The organism is Pseudoalteromonas sp. CnMc7-15 (genome assembly GCF_022347925.1).
Lineage (GTDB): Bacteria > Pseudomonadota > Gammaproteobacteria > Enterobacterales > Alteromonadaceae > Pseudoalteromonas > Pseudoalteromonas ruthenica.
Map to the genome: position 1 here is coordinate 595,256 of NZ_JAKRFT010000003.1, position 20,921 is coordinate 616,176.

The following is a 20,921-nucleotide window of genomic DNA, read 5'->3' on the forward strand; positions in this document are numbered from 1 at the left end:
CCAAGCAATAATGCTTGGCTTTTTTATTACCCTGTTACCGCATTAACTAAGACTCTCAATAAGCCAGTAGAGATCTGAGTGGACACCTGCAGCGGTGACCTCTTTCCCTGCACCAGGGCCTTGAATAACCAAGGCATTCTGCGCATACCAGCGACTGTTGATGACAAAGATATTGTCGCCGGGACTTAATCCCGCTAACGGGTTGGATTGTGCCACTGCAACAAGACCCACTTGGGCTTTTACCTTGCCATCAACAATGCGTAAGTCAGCGTTGTACCTCAGTACCTTTTGCTCTTTTTGCGCCTGCTGTGCGTGGGTGCCAACAAAGTCATCAAGTAAGGCAATGTTATCCAGAAAATCTTGCCAGCTCCCTTGTGCTAAAGACTCTGGCATCAGCGGGCTTAGCTCAATATCGTCAATGTCCAACTGCAAACCCAACTCGCGTGCGAGGATCAACAGCTTACGTTGTACATCTCGGCCGGATAAATCTTCACGCGGATCGGGCTCGGTAAAGCCTAACTTTTGCGCCGCAAAAAGCAGCTCAGAAAAAGCTTGGCTGCCATCATAGTGACTGCATAGCCATGATAGCGTCCCAGAAAACACACCTTGAATACGGGTGATCTCATCGCCACTGCGCTGCAAATCGGCTAATGCAAAGTTAATGGGTAGCCCAGCGCCAACACTGGTGTTATAACGCCATTTGAGATTGCGCTCTGCCAGCTCGTTACGTAACGACTGATACCAGCTATGTGGCGCTGTTCCGGCATACTTGTTGGCACTGATCAAATGACAGTTAGCACGCACAAAATCAGGGTATAAACCACTGAATGACTCACTGGCGGTTATATCAATGACCACCTTGTGTTCGTAATCAAGCTCATTGAGGCGTTCGCACAACTGCTCGCTTTGGTAGGGAACCGCTTGTTCTAACCATTGACCTTGCCAGTTCTGCGGGTCTAATCCACAGGGGTCAAACAACATGCTGCGACTTCGCAGTAGACCAACCAGTTTTACCTCAAAGTGCTGCTCTAAACGCGCTAACTGCTGCGTAAACTGTTGTAAAAACACACTGCCCACATTTCCAAGGCCGGCGACAATCACGGCAATTTGCTGGTGTGCACCAATTAAAGTGCGATGTACCTTCCCTAAACTATCGGCATCAATGATTTGATCGGTCAGTACCAAGGCGTAGTCTTGATCACAGTGGCTAAAGCGGATAGTTAAGTTAAGTTGCTCTAAGCATGCCAGCATTTCCTGGTAGCCCTGCTGAGTATACTGGTTTGGGCTGACTAAGGCGCACCCATTGAGGTTTGACTCAACGAGTTGTCCACGCTCTCCCAGCTCACGGGAGATAAGAGTGCTATGGGCGCTGGGTACAATCAAAAAGTCTACCCCCTGCTGCTGAAAGTGGCCTATGGTGTGCTGTATAAGCTGGCTTAAGGTTGCCAGTTCATCCACTTTAAGGCTCGACACACGATATAGGTCAACGCCCTCTATGGTGGTCAAAAAACGTTTATGCTTACAGTAACCTTCGCGGACAATCTCAGTGCCACTGTCATCGCTGTCATAGGAGCTGCGCACCGATAGCTTGATGGCGCTACCTTGCAAAGGCGACAGCGTTTTCGCATGCAATACCGGATTACCTAACTGGGCCAGGCGGTTGGCTTGGCTACGACAAATTTTTTGATACTTTAAGGCATCGGCTACTTTGCGTGGGTCGGTGCTGAAAACTCCCTGCGTATCGGTCCATATACAAACTTGTTTGGCGTTGACATAACGGGCCAATAAGGTGGCGCTGTAGTCACTGCCATTGCGTCCCAAGGTGACTGTTTGCTGGTTGCTATCGGCGGCAATAAACCCCGTTACAACGTTGATTTTATCCCCGGCAATATGGCGCTCGCAGAGCTTTTCATTGTCCAAATGCAGTAGTTGCCCTTGGTGCACACACAGTAGCTGCCGCGCATCAAGATCTTGCGCAGCATAGCCTAATTGCTGCAAATAGGTCGCGAGCAAGCGGGCCGACCACAGTTCACCATGGGCTAATAAGGACGCCTCATCTAAGGTGTTTGTCTGCAATTGCTCAGCTATGCGCTGAAGCTCACTATTAAGCTGTGATTGCAGAGCGTGGGCTTGGTGCGCTGCTAATAGCTCATCAATAAGCTCATGCTGATGGGTGCGTAGCAACTGCAAGACATCATGATAGCCATGGCTATCGTGCTGTTGATAGGCCTGCCACAACTTCACTAGCGTATCCGTGGTTTTCCCCGCCGCAGAGACCACCACCACGTCACCGAGTTGGCTGTTGCCGATAACAATATTGGCGACCGCATGGTAACGCGCCGCGTTGCTGAGACTCGAACCACCAAACTTATGTACAACCTGAGTCATAGTATCCTCTTATTTGCTTGCTAACGCGTTAAAAGCGGCTTCTAAGTCATCGATAAGATCTTGCTTATCTTCAATACCTACAGAAATCCGGATAAGCGTGTCGCCGACCCCAGCCTCAAGTCGTGCGGCTTTATCCATGCCCGCGTGAGTCATGGTCGCCGGGTGACAAATAAGGCTTTCCACCCCGCCCAACGACTCCGCTAAGGTAAACTGCTGTACTGAGGTGAGGAATTTTGCACTGTCTTGCAGCTGACCTTTAATATCAAAGCTCACCATACCTCCAAAGCCCTGTTGCTGCGCCTTCGCCAAGTCGTGTTGTGGGTGCGAACTCAACCCTGGATAGTAAACAGACTGCACACTAGGATGCTGTTCAAGGTATTGAGCAATCGCCAAGGCATTTTCTTCATGCTGCTTAAGGCGCACTTTTAAGGTACGCAAACCACGCAGGGTGAGATAGCTATCGAAAGCGGCGCCGGTAATGCCAATATTATTAGCCCACCATGCCAGCTCTTCACCCAACTCTTTGGTTTTGGTGATCACCGCACCACCGACCACATCGGAGTGACCATTGATATATTTAGTGGTCGAGTGCACCACCACATCACAACCCAATAACAATGGGTTCTGTAAGGCGGGAGATAAAAACGTGTTGTCGGCTGCAACCAGCGCACCGATGCTCTGCGCGGCATCGCACACTGCGCGGATATCCGTGAGTCGCAAAATGGGATTACTGGGCGTTTCAATCCACACCAGTTTGGGTTTGGCGGCCACTAAGCGTTGGTAACAGTTTGATTGAGTGAAATCGATAACCTCAACCTTGAGCAACCCCCGTTTGGCTAAAGAGGTAAATAAGCGATAACTGCCGCCATAACAATCATGGGGGATCACTAGGGTGTCATTGGGTGTCAGTAGCTGCGTCACTAGATGCACTGCGGCCATACCTGTCGCGGTGATAATTCCGTGCTCTCCCCCTTCTAGTTGCGCTAAGGTCTGCGCCAAAATATCCCGATTGGGATTACCACTACGACCATAATCATATTCGCGTTTGCTATCAAAATCGGCAAAGGAATAGGTGGTCGATAAATGAATGGGTGGCACCACCGCACCATGGTGCTTATCAGCATCAATACCATGGCGCACGGCGATGGTGTCTTTTTTTAGTTGTGACATATTTGCCCCCAATCAAGAAAATGGATGTTTAGACGTCCAAAAGGTTAAATTAACACAATTTAGAAGTCAAAACATTTATACGTCTAAATAGCTAATTTATGAATATTTGACTATCCTTACCAACGCGATAAAATTTCGTCCTTATTGATGCCTAAGTGACCAAAAATAAGACGCAAATTATGGCCAAGTGGAATGGTGAATACATTCACCCTTATGCGGAGCATGGAAAAAAAGCCCAACAGGTAAAGAAAATTACCGTTTCCATCCCGCTCAATGTTTTAAAAGTATTAACCGATGAACGTACTCGCCGCCAGGTGAATAATCTTCGTCATGCCACCAACAGTGAGTTGCTGTGTGAAGCATTTCTACATGCCTTTACTGGCCAGCCGCTGCCAAATGACGAAGATCTCCGTAAAGACAACCCGGAGAAGGTACCTGAAGAGGTGAGAAAAATTATGGAAGAAATGGGTGTGGAAGTGCCTGTTATCGGAGAGGACTAACAAAGATAAGCAAGTTTAACTAACCCCTGAGCATTAGGCCCCTTTGCTGGAGTAAGCATAGTGTTATGCATACATGTCGCAAGTTGGCCTGTATGAAAAGTCGTTAGTGAAGCTATTACTCTTTGCAAGCCATAAAAAAACCCAAGCATTGAGCTTGGGTTTTCTTTTTTCTAGCGCTGAGTAGTAAAGTGATTACTCAGCCATATAATTCGCTGGCATATCAATTTGCGCAACACCTGAGTCCACAGCCGCCTGCGCCACGGCTTTCGCTACGCGTGGCAATAATCGTGGATCCATAGGCTTGGGAATAATGTATTGCGCGCCAAACTCTAACTCGCTCACTCCAGATGCCGTTAACACTGACTCAGGTACTGGCTCCTTGGCGATACTGCGAATAGCCTCTACAGCGGCAATTTTCATCTCATCATTGATAGCGGTGGCACGCACGTCCAGTGCACCACGGAAAATAAATGGGAAACACAGTACGTTATTCACTTGGTTCGGGTAGTCAGAGCGCCCAGTGGCCATAATTAAGTCTTTGCGCGCACTGTGTGCCACATCCGGCTTAATTTCTGGGTCTGGGTTAGAACAGGCAAAAATGACCGGCTTGTCGGCCATCAATTTAAGGTCTTCAGCTGCGAGCAAATCTGGGCCAGAAACACCAACGAACACATCGGCATCAGCAATAACGTCTTGCAAGGTACGCTTATCGGTGTTGTTAGCAAATAATTGCTTATATTCATTTAAGTCATCACGACGCGTGTGGATCACCCCTTTACGGTCAAGCATGTAAATATGCTCGCGCTGAGCGCCACACTTAATAAGCAACTCCATACATGCAACTGCCGCTGCGCCAGCCCCCAAACACACGATCAGAGCATCACGAATATCTTTACCTTGAATTTCTAAAGCGTTTAGCATGCCTGCGGCAGTGACGATAGCAGTGCCGTGTTGATCATCATGAAATACTGGCACATTACAGCGTTCAATGAGCGCTTGCTCGATTTCGAAGCACTCTGGAGCTTTAATATCTTCGAGGTTAATACCGCCAAAGGTATCGGCAATATTTTCTACAGTGTTAATAAAGTCTTCCGTGGTGCGATGCTTCACCTCGATATCGATGGAGTCAAGATTAGCAAAACGCTTAAACAGTAGTGCCTTGCCTTCCATGACCGGCTTAGACGCTAACGGCCCTAAGTTACCCAACCCTAAAATGGCACTGCCATTAGAGATCACAGCAACCATATTGCCTTTGGCCGTGTATTTATAAGCATTGTTAGCATCGGCAGCGATTTCACGCACCGGCTCTGCAACACCTGGGCTGTAGGCTAAAGCGAGATCGTTAACGGTCTCGGCGCTTTTGGTGAGTTCAATGCTAATTTTTCCTGGAACGGGGTTAGCGTGGTAATCGAGGGCTTTTTCACGAAAGTCAGACATGAACGAGTATCCTGCTAGAAATGTATGTGAGAGTTCAGCTAGTTAAGGCAAACCATACCGCTTTTCTAAATATATTCAAGCAATATCAGGTCTATCCTGTTGTACGAAATTAAAGGGTTTTAAGCCCAAATTCATGCACATTATCTAAAGCTTTATGTGTAAATTTTGATATTCCATGCACTATAGGGACTTATGCATGCATAAAAAACCACCTAAAGCCATGCATAATGCTATATCCGAATAACTTAATATAACTAAAAAGAATACCGATCGGATAACGAATCTTATTGTTCGCTAATAACAAAGTAAGTGAATTTTAGTGAACTTTAGCGTCATTATTGTGCTTTTTTGTCACTTTAAATGAGCTAGAGCTTAAGGTGAAATGACTAGTATGAATAATGGGGATGGATTAAAATCATAGACACAAAAAAAGCACCCGAAGGTGCTTTTCTCGACAAGCAAAGATTACTTCTTGCTGCTAAGCGCACCGAAGCGCTTATTGAAGCGATCTACACGACCACCTGTATCAAGGATCTTTTGCTTACCAGTGTAGAAAGGGTGACACTCTGAACATACGTCTAGGTGAATGTCTTTACACAGGGTAGAGCTTGTCTGGAATTTGTTGCCACAAGAGCACGTTGCGTTGATTGCTTCGTACTTAGGGTGGATACCTTCTTTCATGGGGGTTACCTCTAAATAGGCCGTATCGCTCTCCAAACCCGAAGTTTGGCACCATACGCGTTAGTTTCAATGTGCCAAAGCATGGATATAACCCGCTCAGCACCCTTAAGGCCGCGTATTTTATTTTACTCCTGATTAATGTTCAAGCTTTAATTGCGGCTATTCACTGCGCCATGAATTTAGTACATTAGCGCTATATTCTAGTTCTTGGGGCCTGATTTTTGTTGCCATCATCTCGCGATTCCAACAGCCACAGTAGCAACGCGACCCCGTGCTACGTTGAAGTAGCACTTAAGGTGCCCTTACACCGTAGCTTCGACTATTTATTGCCCACCGAGTTGTGCTCTCGCGCCGTGACTGTAGGGGTGAGGGTCAGTGTTCCTTTTGGTTCGCGTGTCCTGACCGGTATGGTATTAAAGGTAAAAGCCAGCACAGAGATGCCGGAAGAGAAAGTCAAAGCCGTTAAGGCCGTGCTCGATAGCACTGCCATTATTGATGACAGTCACCTACAATTATTGCAATTTACTGCTCGCTATTATCATTATCCATTAGGTGAAACCGTCTTTACCGCTTTGCCAAAAGCGCTGCGTGAAGGCGCGGATATTGATAAAACCAGCATTAATTACCTGCAACTCACCGAGCAAGGGCAACAGCAGCCGACACTGCGGGCGAAAAAGCAACAAGCCTTGCTTAAGCAGCTGGCTGAATCAGGGAAATCGCCCACCACGGAAATTAAAGCTCTGGGCTACTCCAAAGCCACCATTGATGCCCTCATTAATAAAGAACTAATAACCCAAGCAGTTGAATTTGATAGTCAATGGCGCGAGCAGCCATTGCAGGTGGCCAACAAACCAAGGTTAAACAGCGAACAAGCCATCGCCTGCACTGCCATTAACCAATCCCCTGGCTTTGCCGCTTTTTTACTTGAGGGGGTCACAGGCAGCGGCAAAACCGAGGTGTATCTGCAGTGCTTAGAGGCGGTTTTGCAACAGGGCAAACAAGCCTTAGTTTTGGTCCCTGAAATAGGCCTAACACCACAGACGGTAAACCGCTTTCGCCGCCGCTTCCCCAATACGCCAATTATGCTTTGGCACTCAGCGTTGACAGATAATGAACGTTTGCAAACCTGGCGGTTCTGCCAAAAAGGTAGCTGTGCCATAGTGATCGGCACACGTTCGGCGATTTTTATGCCGTTTTTACGCCTAGGCATGATTATTGTCGATGAGGAGCACGACGCCTCATTCAAACAGCAAGACACCCTACGCTATCACGCTCGTGATTTGGCCGCTTATCGTGCGCAACAGCAAAACATTCCCTTAGTTCTAGGCAGCGCGACCCCTGCCCTGGAAACACTCAACCGTGCGTTGTCCGATAAGTACCAATTGCTCAGTCTCACTCAACGGGCACAAACCAGCAGTGACAATCAATTTGAACTCATAGACATTAAAGGTCAACACCTTGAGGCTGGACTCAGCCATAGCGCCCTTGCCTATATCAAGCGTGAGCTGGCGAGACAAAAGCAAGTGATGGTGTTTTTGAATCGTCGCGGCTTTTCCCCTTCGCTCATTTGCCATGAGTGCGGCTGGCTCAGCGATTGCTCGCGTTGTAGCACCAGCGCGACCTACCACAAGGCCATGCGTCGTCTGGTGTGCCATCATTGTGGCGAGCAAAGTGCACCGCCCATGCAATGCCCGGATTGTGGTAGCACACAAATAAACCCGGTGGGGCTGGGCACCGAACAATTGCAAGAAGCACTAAGCGAGCAATTTCCCGACACACCCATCAGCCGTATCGACCGAGATTCAACACGACGTAAAGGCAGTTTGGAGGAAGAACTGGCTGCCATCAATCGCGGCGGCGCGCGCCTATTGGTGGGCACACAAATGCTAGCCAAAGGCCACCACTTTGCCGATGTCAGCCTAGTCATTATTCTTGATGTCGACGCCGGGTTATACTCATGTGATTTCCGTGCCACCGAACACTTAGCACAACTAGTGACTCAAGTAGCAGGACGCGCAGGGCGCAGTGGCGAACCAGGCACCGTGTTACTGCAAACTCACTTCCCAGAGCACCCACTATTGCAAGATTTAGTCAATAATGGTTACCAACACTTTGCCCGTTATGCTTTGCAAGAGCGCCATGAAACAGAAATGCCACCGTTTTCGCACTTAGCCCTGCTAAGGGCGGAAGCGCATGATTTATCGCTACTGTTGCGCTTTTTATCGGATTTAGTTCCCGCAGCCCCCGTGCCTAAGATACAATTGCTGGGTCCGATTCCCGCACCGCTCGAACGAGTCGCTGGCAAATACCGTTATCAATTGCATATTCAAGGGCAAGATAGAGGCGCGCTACACGGCTTTTTGGCGCAACTAATGAACTACCTCGGTAGTAATAAGCTGGCGCAAAAAGTACGCTGGAATTTGGACGTTGATCCCATAGACATGATGTAAAGAGAACACAAAAACAATTATGGCGCAGCACGACTATATAAATCGCAAACGACCTCAGCGTGGTAAGAGCAAAAAAGCCCCAGCAAAAAAGCCTCTGCCGCTTGTGCTTATTGCTTTGGCCATTTTGTTACTCGCCGGGTTCGCTTACGGCCTCTGGTATATAAAAACCAATGCTGATCCTGAGGCTGTTGAGCAAGTTAAGCAGAAACCAAGCGCCTCCAAGCCAGAAATTAAAAAACCGCAAACGCCCGAATTCATCAACGAAATAAAGCAAGCCGAGATAGAGGTTGAGGTCAAAGAAATTGAGCAAAAAGGCCCTTATCAAATGCAATGCGGGTCATTTAGAACCTATGCACAGGCGGAAACGCTCAAGGCCAAAATAGCCTTTGTCGGGCTAGTATCAGAAATCAGGCGCACTGAAGGCAGCAATGGCGTCTGGTTTAGAGTACGGTTAGGCCCCTATCCGACCAAGCGCGGCGCAGAGAGCGATAAGAACAAGCTTAAGCGTCAGGCAAAAATCATGGGCTGTGGCATCTGGTTGTGGAATTAGCCAAAGCGAAAGCCGTTATCGCCATGTAAATAACCAAGCAGGCACAGCAAATCACATAAAGGGATTGCAAGTTTACCTTGAAATCCCTTTTTCATGCCCATATTTCCTCGCTATTAGACAGTTACAAACACCCAGACTGGGTATAAGGACACACATGACCACAATCGTTTCTGTACGCCGTGAAGGCAAGGTTGTTATTGGCGGCGATGGCCAAGTTTCGCTCGGCAACACGGTAATGAAGGGCAACGCGCGTAAAGTGCGTCGTCTTTTCAACGGTAAAGTGATCGCCGGGTTTGCAGGCGGTACAGCCGATGCGTTTACCCTTTTTGAGCGTTTTGAAAGTAAATTAGAGATGCACCAAGGGCATTTAACCAAAGCCGCTGTAGAGATGGCCAAAGATTGGCGCAGTGACAGAGCCTTAAGGCGACTCGAAGCCATTCTTGCTGTTGCTGATGAAACCACCTCACTGATTATTACTGGTAATGGCGATGTGGTACAGCCTGAACATGACCTAATTGCGATTGGTAGCGGCGGCAACTTTGCCCAATCAGCCGCAATTGCATTACTAGAAAACACCGAGCTTGGTGCGCGTGAAATCGTTGAACGCAGCTTAAAAATCGCTGGCGATATCTGCGTATTTACCAACAACCACCAAACTATCGAAGAATTGTAAAAGGAGCTGCCATGTCAGCTATGACTCCCAGAGAAATCGTTCACGAGCTTGATCAACACATTATTGGTCAGAGCAATGCTAAAAAAGCGGTGGCTATCGCCCTGCGTAACCGTTGGCGCCGTATGCAGCTCGACGAGAGCCTGCGCCCGGAAGTAACACCGAAAAATATCCTTATGATCGGCCCAACCGGTGTGGGTAAAACTGAAATAGCACGCCGATTAGCCAAACTTGCTAATGCTCCTTTTTTGAAAGTAGAAGCGACTAAGTTCACTGAAGTTGGCTATGTTGGCAAAGAAGTAGAGACTATTATCCGCGATCTCGTCGACATTGCCATTAAGATGGTTCGTGAGCAGCAGGCGAAGAAACACCACTTCCGTGCTGAGGAAGCTGCAGAAGAGCGTATTTTAGACGCATTACTGCCACCAGCTAAAGACACCTGGGGCGAGTCACAACCGAGTGAAAATAGCAGTACCCGCCAAAGTTTCCGTAAGAAATTACGTGAAGGTCAGCTCGATGATAAAGAAATTGAAATCGATGTTGCTGAGCAAGCGCCTAATGTTGAAATCATGTCACCGCCCGGCATGGAAGAAATGACCAACCAGCTACAGAGCATGTTCCAAAACATGTCCGGCGGCAAAACCAAAAAGCGCAAGTTGAAGATTAAAGAAGCCTTTAAACTACTTGTTGAGGAAGAAGCCGCCAAACTGGTTAACCCCGAAGATGTTAAAGAGCTCGCTATTGAAGCTGTTGAGCAACACGGTATTGTGTTTTTGGATGAAGTAGACAAAATTTGTAAGCGCGGTGAAGCAAATGGCCCAGATGTAAGCCGTGAAGGAGTACAACGTGACCTGCTGCCGCTTATCGAAGGTTCAAGTGTGAGCACCAAGCACGGTATGGTGAAAACTGACCATATTCTATTTATTGCTTCTGGCGCGTTCCAAATGGCCAAACCCTCAGATTTAATCCCTGAACTACAAGGCCGTTTACCGATCCGAGTTGAGTTGGACGCCCTCAGCGCCGATGACTTTAAGCGCATTTTGACTGAGCCGCATGCTTCGTTAACGGAGCAACAAATCGCGCTTATGAATACCGAAGAAGTCACCATCGAGTTCACTGATGATGCCATTGACAGCATTGCTCAAGCAGCATGGCAAGTGAATGAAAAAACAGAAAATATTGGTGCTCGTCGACTACACACAGTCATGGAGCGATTGATGGAAGAAATATCCTTCGATGCTTCCGATAAGGCAGGCTCACGTCTTACCATTGACGGCGAGTACGTCAATCAGCACTTGGGTAACTTGGTGCAAGACGAAGACCTAAGCCGCTTTATTTTATAACGGCATGGGCTTGGGCAACTCCACCCAAGCCCTTTTTACTGAGGCTGGTTTATGTTGATAACAACCTTACACTATCATCAGCGTTCAAAAACCTTAGACATTCACTTTGACAATGGCGATAGCGCCGAGCTCAGTGCTGAATTCCTGCGTGTACACTCCCCTTCTGCCGAAGTACAAGGCCACCATCAAAGCGAGCCAAACCTCGTTACCAACAAACGGGACGTTGGTATCAACAAAATCGAACCTGTTGGCCACTATGCCGTGCGCTTAATTTTTGATGATGGCCATCTCAGTGGCTTATACAGCTTTCGCTACTTAGCCGAACTGACCAGCAACAAAGATAATCTCTGGCAGAGTTATTTGGCGCGACTTAAAGCTGCGAATGCCCAGCGTGATGCAAGTATTGCGATTAAGGTGACGCCTTAAGCTAAGTGCATTGCCATCACCACCTAGGGTGGGTGAGTAAAGAAAAGGGGGCTCTCGCCCCCTTTTATTATGTTACTGTCTTCGGCTTTTTCTAAACCTTGTATTTAGCCACGGCATCGTGCAACACCCGAGCCTGCTCTGCTACTTCCTCACTGGTATGGGCATTATTACTTGCATGGCCGCTGGCCTGCTCAGCAATATCACGAATACGCACCACGTTTTGATTCACTTCAGAGGCAACCTGTGATTGCTGTTCAATGGCCACCGCGATTTGCGTACTCATTTCCATTATGGTTTCAATTTCTTGGGTAATTGAGCTCAGTAAGTCGCCAGCACGAGAAGCTTGCTCTGCACTCTCACCTCCTTGGTCGCGACACTGTTGCATAATACTCACAACTTGTTGGGTCCGCTGTTGCAGGCCGGAAATAATATTTTCTATCTCTTGTGTGGAGTCTTGTGTGCGTTGCGCCAATGAACGTACTTCATCCGCAACCACCGCAAAGCCACGGCCTTGCTCACCTGCCCGTGCAGCTTCTATGGCAGCGTTCAACGCTAAGAGGTTGGTTTGCTCAGCGATACCGCGAATAACATCCAGTACCGAACCAATGGTGTCAGCATCTTTTTCTAAATCACCAACCACCCCAGAGGCATTACCAAGCGAGTCAGAGAGCTGGGCAATACGAGATACGGTGGCATCCACTTCCTGACGCCCTTGAGAAGCACTTTCATTAGTTGTTTGCGCTCGTTTCGCAGCTTCCTCTGTGTTGCCAGAGATGTCATGAATGGTTGCCTGCATCTCGGTAGCCGCTGTGGCCACCATATCAGCTTCTTGCAACTGCTCTTGTACGCCAGTACTGGTTGATGCGGTGGTGCTAGCTAAGTCTTCTGTTGCGGCGTTCAATGTCGCTAGGGCGTTATTCACATCAAAAATCAGCCCTCTAAAACCGGCGGTGAGGTTATTGATATTACTGGTCAGCGTAGCAATTTCGTCATTGCCATGGGTGTCAATTTGAATACTTAAATCATTGGTCTCACGAATACGGGTAATAGCACTGACCGCTCTATCAATTGGCTGAATAATAGCGCGACTGGTCATTGTCAGCAGCGCCGCCACCAAGATTGCAGCAATCACTAAAATTGTCAGAGCGGTGATCTGAGTCACTCGCATCTCTTGCTCTATCATCTCTTTCGTGGCGCCCAGCACTTGGCGAGCATACTTGTCACTTTGCTCAACAGACTGGCGTAATTGCCCCAGCGCGCCAGACTCTAAATCAACGCCCAAGCGTTGTTGCGCATCAACCAAGCTTTTAAATTTACTGCGATAGTCATCAAGGAGGGTGATTAACTTGGTGCGATAAGGCGCATCAAACCCCGCGCTTTGCACTTTGTTTTTCAGCGCGCTGAAATGGGTGTCAAACTTCCCTAGATACTTCACATCAAGGCGCAACATAAAATCTTTTTCAGCCCGGCGAAGTTGTAACATCAGCGCCAGCATTTCAAAGTTTTGTCGCTCTTTAAGAAGGGTTTCGACTTCATGTACGGCGCTGCGTAGAGCGCCGTAAAGTGCATCTTTCGGGTGCAAGCCGATTTCGCGCTGTAAAGCCTCGACGTTGTTAAAGTCATCACGATACTGCTGCGCCTGTGAGGCGAAATTATCAATCAGCTGAGTATCACCATCGAGGGTCACAAACTGCTCGCGCAGTTTTGCTATCCGCGCTTCAAGCGCTTGATATTCACTGGCGAACTCATCCAATGATTGTTCTTGCTTGTAAAATAGAAAGTTTTTCTCATGCTTACGTAAGGTAAGCTCATGAACATTGAGCTCTTCAGCATTTTCCAGTGTGGAATTAAGTAACCCCATTATGCGGGCTTCATAGATAATTACAGCGAATAACACCAGCAAAGCTGTTGCTACGACTGCGCCATTTAACTGTAAACGACGTTTAATCGTGAGCTTTTTCATAAAGTTCATGGTTTTGACCTTCTAAGTAACTGCAGCGCCATTATCTTCAAATTTTAGCCGTCATATATGATATGTCGCAAAAAATTTGTCGATTTTTCTTAAAATCAAGGCAGTTATATCTTAATCAAGCGACCAGAACCAACAAAAATTACAACACGTTGTGCCACAACTGCTCATTTAAGCCTTTACGCTGATGCCACTGCCCCTGTACTAACCAATCGACCAAAGGCGCAGGATCTTGAGGATAGTTAATCCGAGAGTGGGTCGCAATATTGACCCAATCTTCGAGCGCATCTTGGTCAAGATAGTGCATCACTTGCGCCCGCTGCATTTGCTGCAACGTCAACGCATTTGAGTATTGCTCGAATTGACCGTTCAGAGGTTTAAGCAAGAGCTTCTTACCCAATGTAAGCGCTTCACTGGCAAGTTCAAAACCGGCATTGGCTATAACTCCGCTCGCACTTGCCAAATCACGCAGGAAGTTTGCCCGAGACGGGCGGCGCAAATGAATATGAGCAAGTGACTGGTCTTGCGCGTGTGGGTGATAACAGTAAAACTCTTTGCCAGGGAAATCTTTGAGATAATGTATGACCTCCTCCAGCTCCTCAAAAGGCAGGTACACCAATACCTTGTTATCAACATACTCACTATCAACCGCTGTGCCATGCTCAATAAACGGGGGAATAATAGAGTCGTCAAAAGGCTGCCAATGCACTCCGAGATAAACATCCGCTGGAGCGAAGTTGCGGATCATTGCTTTGGTAAAGAGGTTATCGCCAGTCACTGGTACGTGAGGTGATAAAAATGCAGCTTGATGGCTCATGCCAATGACAGGAATTTTTTGCCGACGCCCAGCCCACGCGGTAACAGGCTCAAAGTCATTAAAGATTAAATCATAATGGCGTAAGTTGAGTTCACGAATATCACTGATAAATTCTCGTATTTTCGCTTGTTTAACCGTTTTAAAACCATTGACTCGCCCCCGCTCGGTGACAAAGGTAAGCCCTGTTCGCGTCTGAAAGTCGGCAAACTCCTGCATATCAAAATAGTCAGCTTTGCTACGCCCAGAAAATAAGTAATCCACTTCAATACCTGCCTTGGCAAATGCCTTGGCCATGACCCGAGCGCGTGTGGTGTGGCCATTCCCTGTGCCCTGAACGCCATAAAGAATTCTCATAAAGTCCCTGTAATAATAAGTGCTAAAAGTGCACAGCCGTAACCCATCAACGAGCCGATGACTACATCAAGGGGATAATGCACCCCGAGCAACACCCGCGATAACGCTACCAAGCTTGCCCACGTATAAAGAAATATAGCTAGTGGTGGATAGAAGTGGCTGACTACAGTAGCAAATACCCACGCTGCTGCGCTGTGCCCTGAAGGCAAGCTAAATTTGTCGCTTGGGCGAATATGCGCATGGCTTATCACGCCATCACAGGGCCTTACACGCTGAAACAGGTTTTTCGTAGCGTAGTACACTGGTCTCTCTATTAGGTAAGCCACCAGCAGTACCATCACTAACGTCTGTTGCTGCGCGGTACTAAATGCCACTAGGTAAAGAGCAAAGGCCCCATATAAAATGCCGTCTCCTGAACGTGATGTCATGCGAATGCAGTGATGTAACCAGCGTCGGTAACGCGGGCGAAATATCACCTTAAACAGTGCCCTGTCTATGCGATCTATGTGCGATAAGATCATTCGCTTTCACCTAACTAGCTGACTTACTTTGACTATAGTGAGCGAAAATAACAATTACATGACGTTTTTTAGACACTAATATGTCGTCTCACGATGACCTTGCGCTTCGCTTGCTAAGCCCCATAACCTAGGTATACTTGATGCAAAAGTGCCCGTAGGAGAGCCCAATGGAATACAGTACTTCTGAACTTTGCGACCATTTTGCCGATGTAGTTGATGTGCTTGAACCCATGTTTATTAACTTTGGTGGTCAAAGTGCATTTTGCGGCCGTATAAGAACGGTGAAATGTTTTGAGAGTAGCCAACTGCTGCGTGAGGTACTGCAACAAGATGGTACTGACTGTGTGCTGCTTGTTGATGGTGGCGGTTCTACTCGCCGCGCGCTGGTAGACATAGAGCTTGCAGAACTAGCCGTCGAGAATAATTGGGAAGGGATCATCGTATATGGTGCGGTACGCCATGTTGATGAGCTTGAAGAACTGGAGCTAGGCATCCAAGCGATTGCCTCAATTCCTGTGGGCGCAGACAATCTCGCTCCGGGTGAAGAAGGAATTCCAGTTAACTTTGCCGGGGTCTCTTTCTACGAAGATGATTATATTTATGCCGATAGTACCGGCATTATATTGTCCGCCGAGGAGCTAGAGCTGGAGTACATCGAAGACGAAGAGCTTGATGTATTAGAGGATTAATCCACTATATGAACCATGCAGTCACTATTTATGATGAGCAGAGCTTACAAGGCATAGTGGCTGCTCGCTCCGGCGAACAGCGTGTGTGGCAGGCGATGGCCTTGCTCGATACGCGTTTGGAGTTCAGTCAAGCCCTCAAAGATGCTTATGCCTTTGGCATACGTTACGTTATTCTCGGTATTCCAGAAGATATAGGCCCTCGGGCAAACTTAGGTAAAGGCGGTGCTCAACAAGGTTTTCGCGCTTTTTTATCAAAGTTTTTAAACCTTCCTGTCAATGAATTTACCCCCGTACAAGACACTCTCCTGCTAGGAGAAATAGACTGCCAAGCGCTGCAGCTGCAAAGCCAAGCTTTGGACAATCTTAATCCAGACGACACGGTGCGCCTACGGGCTTTGTGTGAGAATATAGATCAGTTAGTCGAGCCTGTAGTGGCAGCTATTCTAGCGGCCGGACTAACCCCGATAGTGATAGGTGGCGGTCACAATAATTGTTACCCGTTACTGAGCGCAAGCAGCAAGCATTTCGGCTGCGCCATCAATGCGCTCAATCTAGACCCACACGGTGATTTTCGTGCACTTGAGGGACGCCACAGTGGCAATGGTTTTCACTACGCTGCACGCCGGGGATATTTACAGGGCTACCATGTTATCGCTCTGGATGAACAGAAAAATAACCAAGATATATTAGCCGCACTGCATGAACATCACGCCAGCTATACCAGTTATCATGCTCTTAAAGTAGCCACGACCACATCAATAGCAGAGTCGGTGAATAGCGCCCTACACAGCTTTACTCTTAATAGCCCACTGGCCATAGAGTTGGATGTCGATGCCATTACCTGCGCGCCAGCCAGTGCGTTTAATCACCGAGGTGTAAGCCTTAGCGAAGCTGAGCAATATGTCTTTTGCGCTGCGCGCACTTCGGCGCTGGCGTACATTCATTTGTGCGAAGCGGCTCCAGAGCAAGACCCTAATGGTTATGACGCTGGTGCGAATGCCGCTGGGCAAATTCTCACTGCCTTAGTTATTGCTTTTTTACGTGCAAGATACCAACGCTAGCTGAAAGATTGTTGGTGACGCCACTGTCGCCCCCACCCTAATAACCCTTCTAATGGTAAAGGCTGGGTAAAAATGAACCCTTGCGCGCCTTGCACATTGAACTCTTTGATATAGCTAAGCTGGGCTTCGGTTTCAATACCTTGGCAAATCACTTGCGCCTTTAGGTGGCGATGCATGTCAATAAGGCCATTGAGTAGCGCTTTGTTGGCGCTGGTGTAATCAACATCTTCGGTCAATGCGGGGTCTACTTTGACGTAACTTAGCTTAAGCTTCGGCAATTTCGCTAAAAATAGCGGCGTTTCGCCAAGGCCATCCAAACAGACGTGAACCCCCACCTGGTGTAACCGAGTTAACAATGATAAAGCGCGATTATCCAACGACATAAGCACTGGCAGAGGACATTCAACAATTAAATCGCCATGAGCAAGATTATGCTCTCGTACCATACGCTCAGCAAAATCAACAAACTCATCGTGCAAGACTTCTTCACCATACAAGTTAATGCTTATCGGGGTCGGCTGCCCGTCCATTTTTAATGCCAAGGCCATTTCCGCTGCACGCTCAAGCACATGAAATGCCAACTTATAACCACGTCCGACGGCGCGCAGATCAGCAATAAATTCTTCGGCTTTTAATAACCCTTTTTCTGGGTGCTGCCATCGTAGTAATAATTCTACATACAAGAGCTCTTGTTTGGGCAATCCAATTACAGGCTGAAAATAAAGCACAAAGTCTTGCTCAAAATCGACCTTTTCTAACTCTTTCAGTTGTACTTCGTGGGCTTGCACCTGCTGTTCTAGCTCAGCGCTGTAATGACTAATGCGTTGCTCGGGATAAAAGTCACGCGTTTTAAACGCGCACTGCAACATGTCATCAAGGCTTGATGCTGAACTCGCCCCTTGTACGATAGCGATATGCGGTTTTAGCTCGACGATACCTTGCTGAGAATTGAACGGCCGCTGAGCGGCATCGGCTAGCTGCTGAGCAACTTGCTCATGTACGTGTCGCTCTTGGTCAAAGACCACCACTGTGCCGTAACACAGCGGAGCAACTTGGAAAAGTTGCGCGCTCTGTTGCACTTGTCGTCGCGGCACATTGAGATTTAACACTTGCGGGTGGTCGATGACTTGATTCATCCGCGTTAAAGCTTGCATCAATAATAGCTCAGCGAATTCTTGCCCGAGCTGACGGTTAAGAGGCTCATAGCCTTCTATTTGCACTAAGATCAAGGCGATATCAGCGCGATTATTAGCGCTCCAATCTTGATATTGCGCTAACGCTTGCGGCCAAGAAATAATAGGGAGAGAGTGGTTATCAAGTGTATTAGCTTGTTGGTTGGATGCAACTTCCGGCTCACTAAAGCTCAGCTCCATATAAGCGCTAAGCTGCAACAACAAAGGGACGATGCATAACCAAGCGCTGTGCAGCTCAAAAGAGAGGTGCGTTGCTATCAGCAAGCTCTGCAATAGCACTAACCCACCCTTGCCAAGCAGTAATCGTTTATTTTGATGCCGGTATACAAGCCAACAACGAACGCCATAAGCGCCTAACAAAATGACGCTGGCGACTTGCCAATAGCCACTGATATAGGCCAGCCCAGCGATTGAGTAGAACATCGCACTTAAGCCATCACGGCGCTCACTGACGAGAACTACGCTGACGATTAGCGCCATCATAAACAGTCCGCTAATAAAGGCGCTCAAATGAATGCTGGTGATCATGATTATTATCGTTATTGTTGACGCGGCTGACGCTTGTTAATAAGCCAAGTATAGCCGCTTATAATTTAGCCGCCCATGATCAGAAAGTTTTGCTTAACACTCCCTGAATCCACAGTTGTTTCAAGGGCTTGGTTCCAAATTCGTAACTTAATTGTGCGGGGTGTTCAATGTCCCACAACGCCACATCGGCACGCATCCCTGATGCAAGCGTACCTCTATCTGCAAGCCCTAACGCTCGTGCCGCATGACATGTCACGCCTTGTAATGCTTGCGCTGGTGTTAGTCGAAACAAAGTACAGGCCATATTCATCATTAGCTGCAATGAGCACAACGGGGATGTGCCGGGATTAAAATCAGTGGCAATCGCGATAGGCACATTATAACGGTGCAACAACTCTATCGGTGGATACTGACTCTCTCTAAGGTAATAGAACGCCCCCGGGAGCAACACCGCAACCATACCGCTTTGTGCCATTGCCTTAACCCCTTGTTCGTCAAGGTATTCAAGATGGTCACTCGATAACGCTTGATATTTCGCAGCCAAGGCAGTACCGCCCATATTAGAGAGCTGCTCGGCATGGAGCTTAAGTTTGAAGCCTAAATCCTGCGCCGCCTTAAGTACCCGCTCCGTTTGCGCATGGGAAAAACCAACATGCTCACAAAAAACATCTACCGCACTGGCCAGTTTCTTGGCCGCCACTTCAGGGAGCATCTGCTCACATACCAGGTCGATATAACCATCACTGTCACCTTGATACTCTTTCGGCAATGCATGGGCACCTAAAAATGTGCTCTGAATTGATACTGGATGATGGCTATCAAGTAACTTGGCGACCTCCAGCAGTTTTAGCTCAGCAGCTAGGTTTAAACCATACCCTGATTTTGTCTCTACTGTGGTCACTCCTTCAGCGTAGAGCGCATCAAGGCGCTGTTTGGCGCTAACGTACAACTGTTCCGGCTCTGCCGCGCGGGTTGCGCTCACGGTGGTCGCAATCCCTCCCCCTTGCTCAGCAATAGCTTGGTAACTTTCTCCTTGTAAACGGCGCTCAAATTCTCGTGCACGATTACCGGCAAACACCAAGTGAGTATGGCAATCGATGAGCCCTGGAGTCACCCACGCCCCTTTTGCCGAGGTCACAGGAATACTTAATAAATCCAGTTCTGGGAGCTCACTCATCGGCCCAAGCCATTGAATAACCCCCTCACCCATGACCACGGCTCCTTGCTCGATAACACCATAAAGGTCATCACCTTGAGGCTCCATAGTGGCGATATTTACATCTACTATAATGTGATCCGCGTGCATTAGACGTGCTCCTAATGAGTAATTTGCTAAGCTTGTATATACAAGATATTTATGCCATGTTTACATAATAACCAAGGCAGTGCAAAGTGCCGCGATGGTATTGATTAGGAGCCCCCATGTCGTCAGCTAAGTATCATCAAATTAAAGATCATATTTTAACCCAGATCCGCAGCGGACAATGGCAAGAGTTCCAACGTGTGCCATCAGAAAACCAGCTTGCGCAGCAGTTTGCAGTCAGCCGCATGACCGCACGCCGTGCTCTAAGTGAGCTTACCGATGCCGGCATACTCACTCGCACTCAAGGCTTAGGGAGCTTCGTTGCCAGTTTTAAATCACAGTCATCACTGTTGGAGATCCGTAACATCGCCGATGAGGTGCGTGAACGTAACCACAGTTACAGTTGTGCGCCGGTAACCCTAGAGTCCATTGATGCCGTTGCCCCCATCGCTATTGCGCTAGGCGTGGAGCCCGGCGAGCAGGTGTATCACTCAGTATTAGTGCACTTTGAAAACGATGCGCCCCTGCAAGTAGAAGAACGCTTTGTTAACCCGGAGCTGGCACCTAACTACCTACAGCAGGATTTTCATACCCTGACGCCACATGAGTATTTGTCTCAAGTTGCCCCTCTGACCGAGGCCCGACATACGGTCGAGGCTATTACTCCAAACCAACAAATGTGTACGTGGTTAAACCTCTATAACGAAGAGCCTTGCTTACAAGTGATCCGTCGTACCTGGTCACAAAGAGGCATTGTTAGCTTCGCTAGGCTTGTATCTCCGGGCAGCAAATATCGCTTGGGTGGCCATTTAACATTCACTAAACGCAGTTAAAAAATTTTATAAAAACCAATTGTATATACAACCTATCA

18 protein-coding genes are annotated in these 20,921 nt (G+C 47.9%); 9 read left to right on the forward strand and 9 right to left on the reverse strand.

What is annotated here, in order from left to right; genetic code table 11:
• Window positions 1-42 precede the first annotated feature (42 nt).
• Window positions 43-2,388: a bifunctional aspartate kinase/homoserine dehydrogenase II gene (gene metL / locus MHM95_RS10040; protein WP_053910169.1), complete on the reverse strand. Its 2,346-nt coding sequence runs from the start codon at window positions 2,386-2,388 to the stop codon at window positions 43-45.
• Window positions 2,389-2,397: 9 nt separating this feature from the next.
• Window positions 2,398-3,558 (reverse strand): cystathionine gamma-synthase, encoded by a 1,161-nt coding sequence (metB, locus tag MHM95_RS10045; protein ID WP_239385191.1) that lies wholly within the window; start codon window positions 3,556-3,558, stop codon window positions 2,398-2,400.
• Between the two features lie 179 nt (window positions 3,559-3,737).
• Here metB and metJ point away from each other — a divergent pair, with 179 nt between their 5' ends.
• The gene (gene metJ, locus MHM95_RS10050; RefSeq protein ID WP_022946657.1) at window positions 3,738-4,058 is read left to right on the forward strand and encodes a met regulon transcriptional regulator MetJ; all 321 of its coding nucleotides are present in this window, start codon (window positions 3,738-3,740) and stop codon (window positions 4,056-4,058) included.
• 192 nt (window positions 4,059-4,250) lie between these two features.
• Here metJ and MHM95_RS10055 read toward each other — a convergent pair whose 3' ends face one another.
• Together MHM95_RS10055 and rpmE are read right to left on the reverse strand one after the other, a co-directional pair.
• Window positions 4,251-5,495 (reverse strand): malic enzyme-like NAD(P)-binding protein, encoded by a 1,245-nt coding sequence (locus tag MHM95_RS10055; protein ID WP_239385192.1) that lies wholly within the window; start codon window positions 5,493-5,495, stop codon window positions 4,251-4,253.
• A gap of 465 nt (window positions 5,496-5,960) precedes the next feature.
• The gene (rpmE, locus tag MHM95_RS10060) at window positions 5,961-6,176 is read right to left on the reverse strand and encodes a 50S ribosomal protein L31 (RefSeq protein ID WP_081604468.1); all 216 of its coding nucleotides are present in this window, start codon (window positions 6,174-6,176) and stop codon (window positions 5,961-5,963) included.
• A gap of 224 nt (window positions 6,177-6,400) precedes the next feature.
• Here rpmE and priA point away from each other — a divergent pair, with 224 nt between their 5' ends.
• The 5 genes from priA (at window position 6,401) to MHM95_RS10085 (ending at window position 11,615) form a co-directional block, all read left to right on the forward strand.
• A complete protein-coding gene (gene priA, locus MHM95_RS10065) occupies window positions 6,401-8,626 on the forward strand; it encodes a primosomal protein N' (protein WP_275441953.1) in 2,226 nt (741 codons plus the stop codon).
• A 19-nt stretch (window positions 8,627-8,645) separates the two neighbouring features.
• Window positions 8,646-9,176, forward strand: a complete 531-nt coding sequence (locus MHM95_RS10070) for an SPOR domain-containing protein (protein ID WP_239385194.1) — start codon at window positions 8,646-8,648, stop codon at window positions 9,174-9,176.
• A gap of 154 nt (window positions 9,177-9,330) precedes the next feature.
• Window positions 9,331-9,849, forward strand: coding sequence for an ATP-dependent protease subunit HslV (hslV, locus tag MHM95_RS10075; RefSeq protein WP_022946651.1), 519 nt, complete (start codon window positions 9,331-9,333; stop codon window positions 9,847-9,849).
• Window positions 9,850-9,860: 11 nt separating this feature from the next.
• Window positions 9,861-11,189 (forward strand): HslU--HslV peptidase ATPase subunit, encoded by a 1,329-nt coding sequence (gene hslU, locus MHM95_RS10080; RefSeq protein WP_022946650.1) that lies wholly within the window; start codon window positions 9,861-9,863, stop codon window positions 11,187-11,189.
• 51 nt (window positions 11,190-11,240) lie between these two features.
• Window positions 11,241-11,615 carry a DUF971 domain-containing protein gene (locus MHM95_RS10085; RefSeq protein WP_022946649.1) on the forward strand — a complete coding sequence of 125 codons (375 nt, stop codon included), beginning with the start codon at window positions 11,241-11,243 and terminating at the stop codon, window positions 11,613-11,615.
• A 91-nt stretch (window positions 11,616-11,706) separates the two neighbouring features.
• Here MHM95_RS10085 and MHM95_RS10090 read toward each other — a convergent pair whose 3' ends face one another.
• The 3 genes from MHM95_RS10090 to MHM95_RS10100 form a co-directional block, all read right to left on the reverse strand.
• A complete protein-coding gene (locus MHM95_RS10090) occupies window positions 11,707-13,587 on the reverse strand; it encodes a methyl-accepting chemotaxis protein (RefSeq protein WP_239385195.1) in 1,881 nt (626 codons plus the stop codon).
• 139 nt (window positions 13,588-13,726) lie between these two features.
• Window positions 13,727-14,755, reverse strand: coding sequence for an MJ1255/VC2487 family glycosyltransferase (locus MHM95_RS10095; RefSeq protein ID WP_022946647.1), 1,029 nt, complete (start codon window positions 14,753-14,755; stop codon window positions 13,727-13,729).
• Window positions 14,752-15,276 (reverse strand): phosphatase PAP2 family protein, encoded by a 525-nt coding sequence (locus tag MHM95_RS10100; protein WP_239385196.1) that lies wholly within the window; start codon window positions 15,274-15,276, stop codon window positions 14,752-14,754. The genes MHM95_RS10095 and MHM95_RS10100 overlap by 4 nt, the downstream gene beginning before the upstream one ends.
• 167 nt (window positions 15,277-15,443) lie before the next feature.
• On the opposite strand from MHM95_RS10100, the gene rraA reads away from it, so the two are divergent.
• Both rraA and MHM95_RS10110 read left to right on the forward strand, forming a co-directional pair.
• A complete protein-coding gene (rraA, locus tag MHM95_RS10105) occupies window positions 15,444-15,965 on the forward strand; it encodes a ribonuclease E activity regulator RraA (RefSeq protein WP_022946645.1) in 522 nt (173 codons plus the stop codon).
• An 8-nt stretch (window positions 15,966-15,973) separates the two neighbouring features.
• Window positions 15,974-17,026 (forward strand): formimidoylglutamase, encoded by a 1,053-nt coding sequence (locus MHM95_RS10110; protein WP_022946644.1) that lies wholly within the window; start codon window positions 15,974-15,976, stop codon window positions 17,024-17,026.
• Here MHM95_RS10110 and MHM95_RS10115 read toward each other — a convergent pair.
• Entirely contained in the window at window positions 17,023-18,747 is a 1,725-nt protein-coding gene (locus MHM95_RS10115) for an EAL domain-containing protein (protein WP_235419183.1), read from the reverse strand. The two genes, MHM95_RS10110 and MHM95_RS10115, sit on opposite strands and share 4 nt — an antisense overlap.
• A 79-nt stretch (window positions 18,748-18,826) precedes the next feature.
• Entirely contained in the window at window positions 18,827-20,053 is a 1,227-nt protein-coding gene (gene hutI, locus MHM95_RS10120) for an imidazolonepropionase (RefSeq protein ID WP_239385197.1), read from the reverse strand.
• 116 nt (window positions 20,054-20,169) lie between these two features.
• Between hutI and hutC the strand changes: the two genes are divergently transcribed.
• On the forward strand, window positions 20,170-20,883 hold the full coding sequence (gene hutC / locus MHM95_RS10125) for a histidine utilization repressor (protein WP_045980439.1): 714 nt from the start codon (window positions 20,170-20,172) through the stop codon (window positions 20,881-20,883).
• Window positions 20,884-20,921 lie beyond the last annotated feature (38 nt).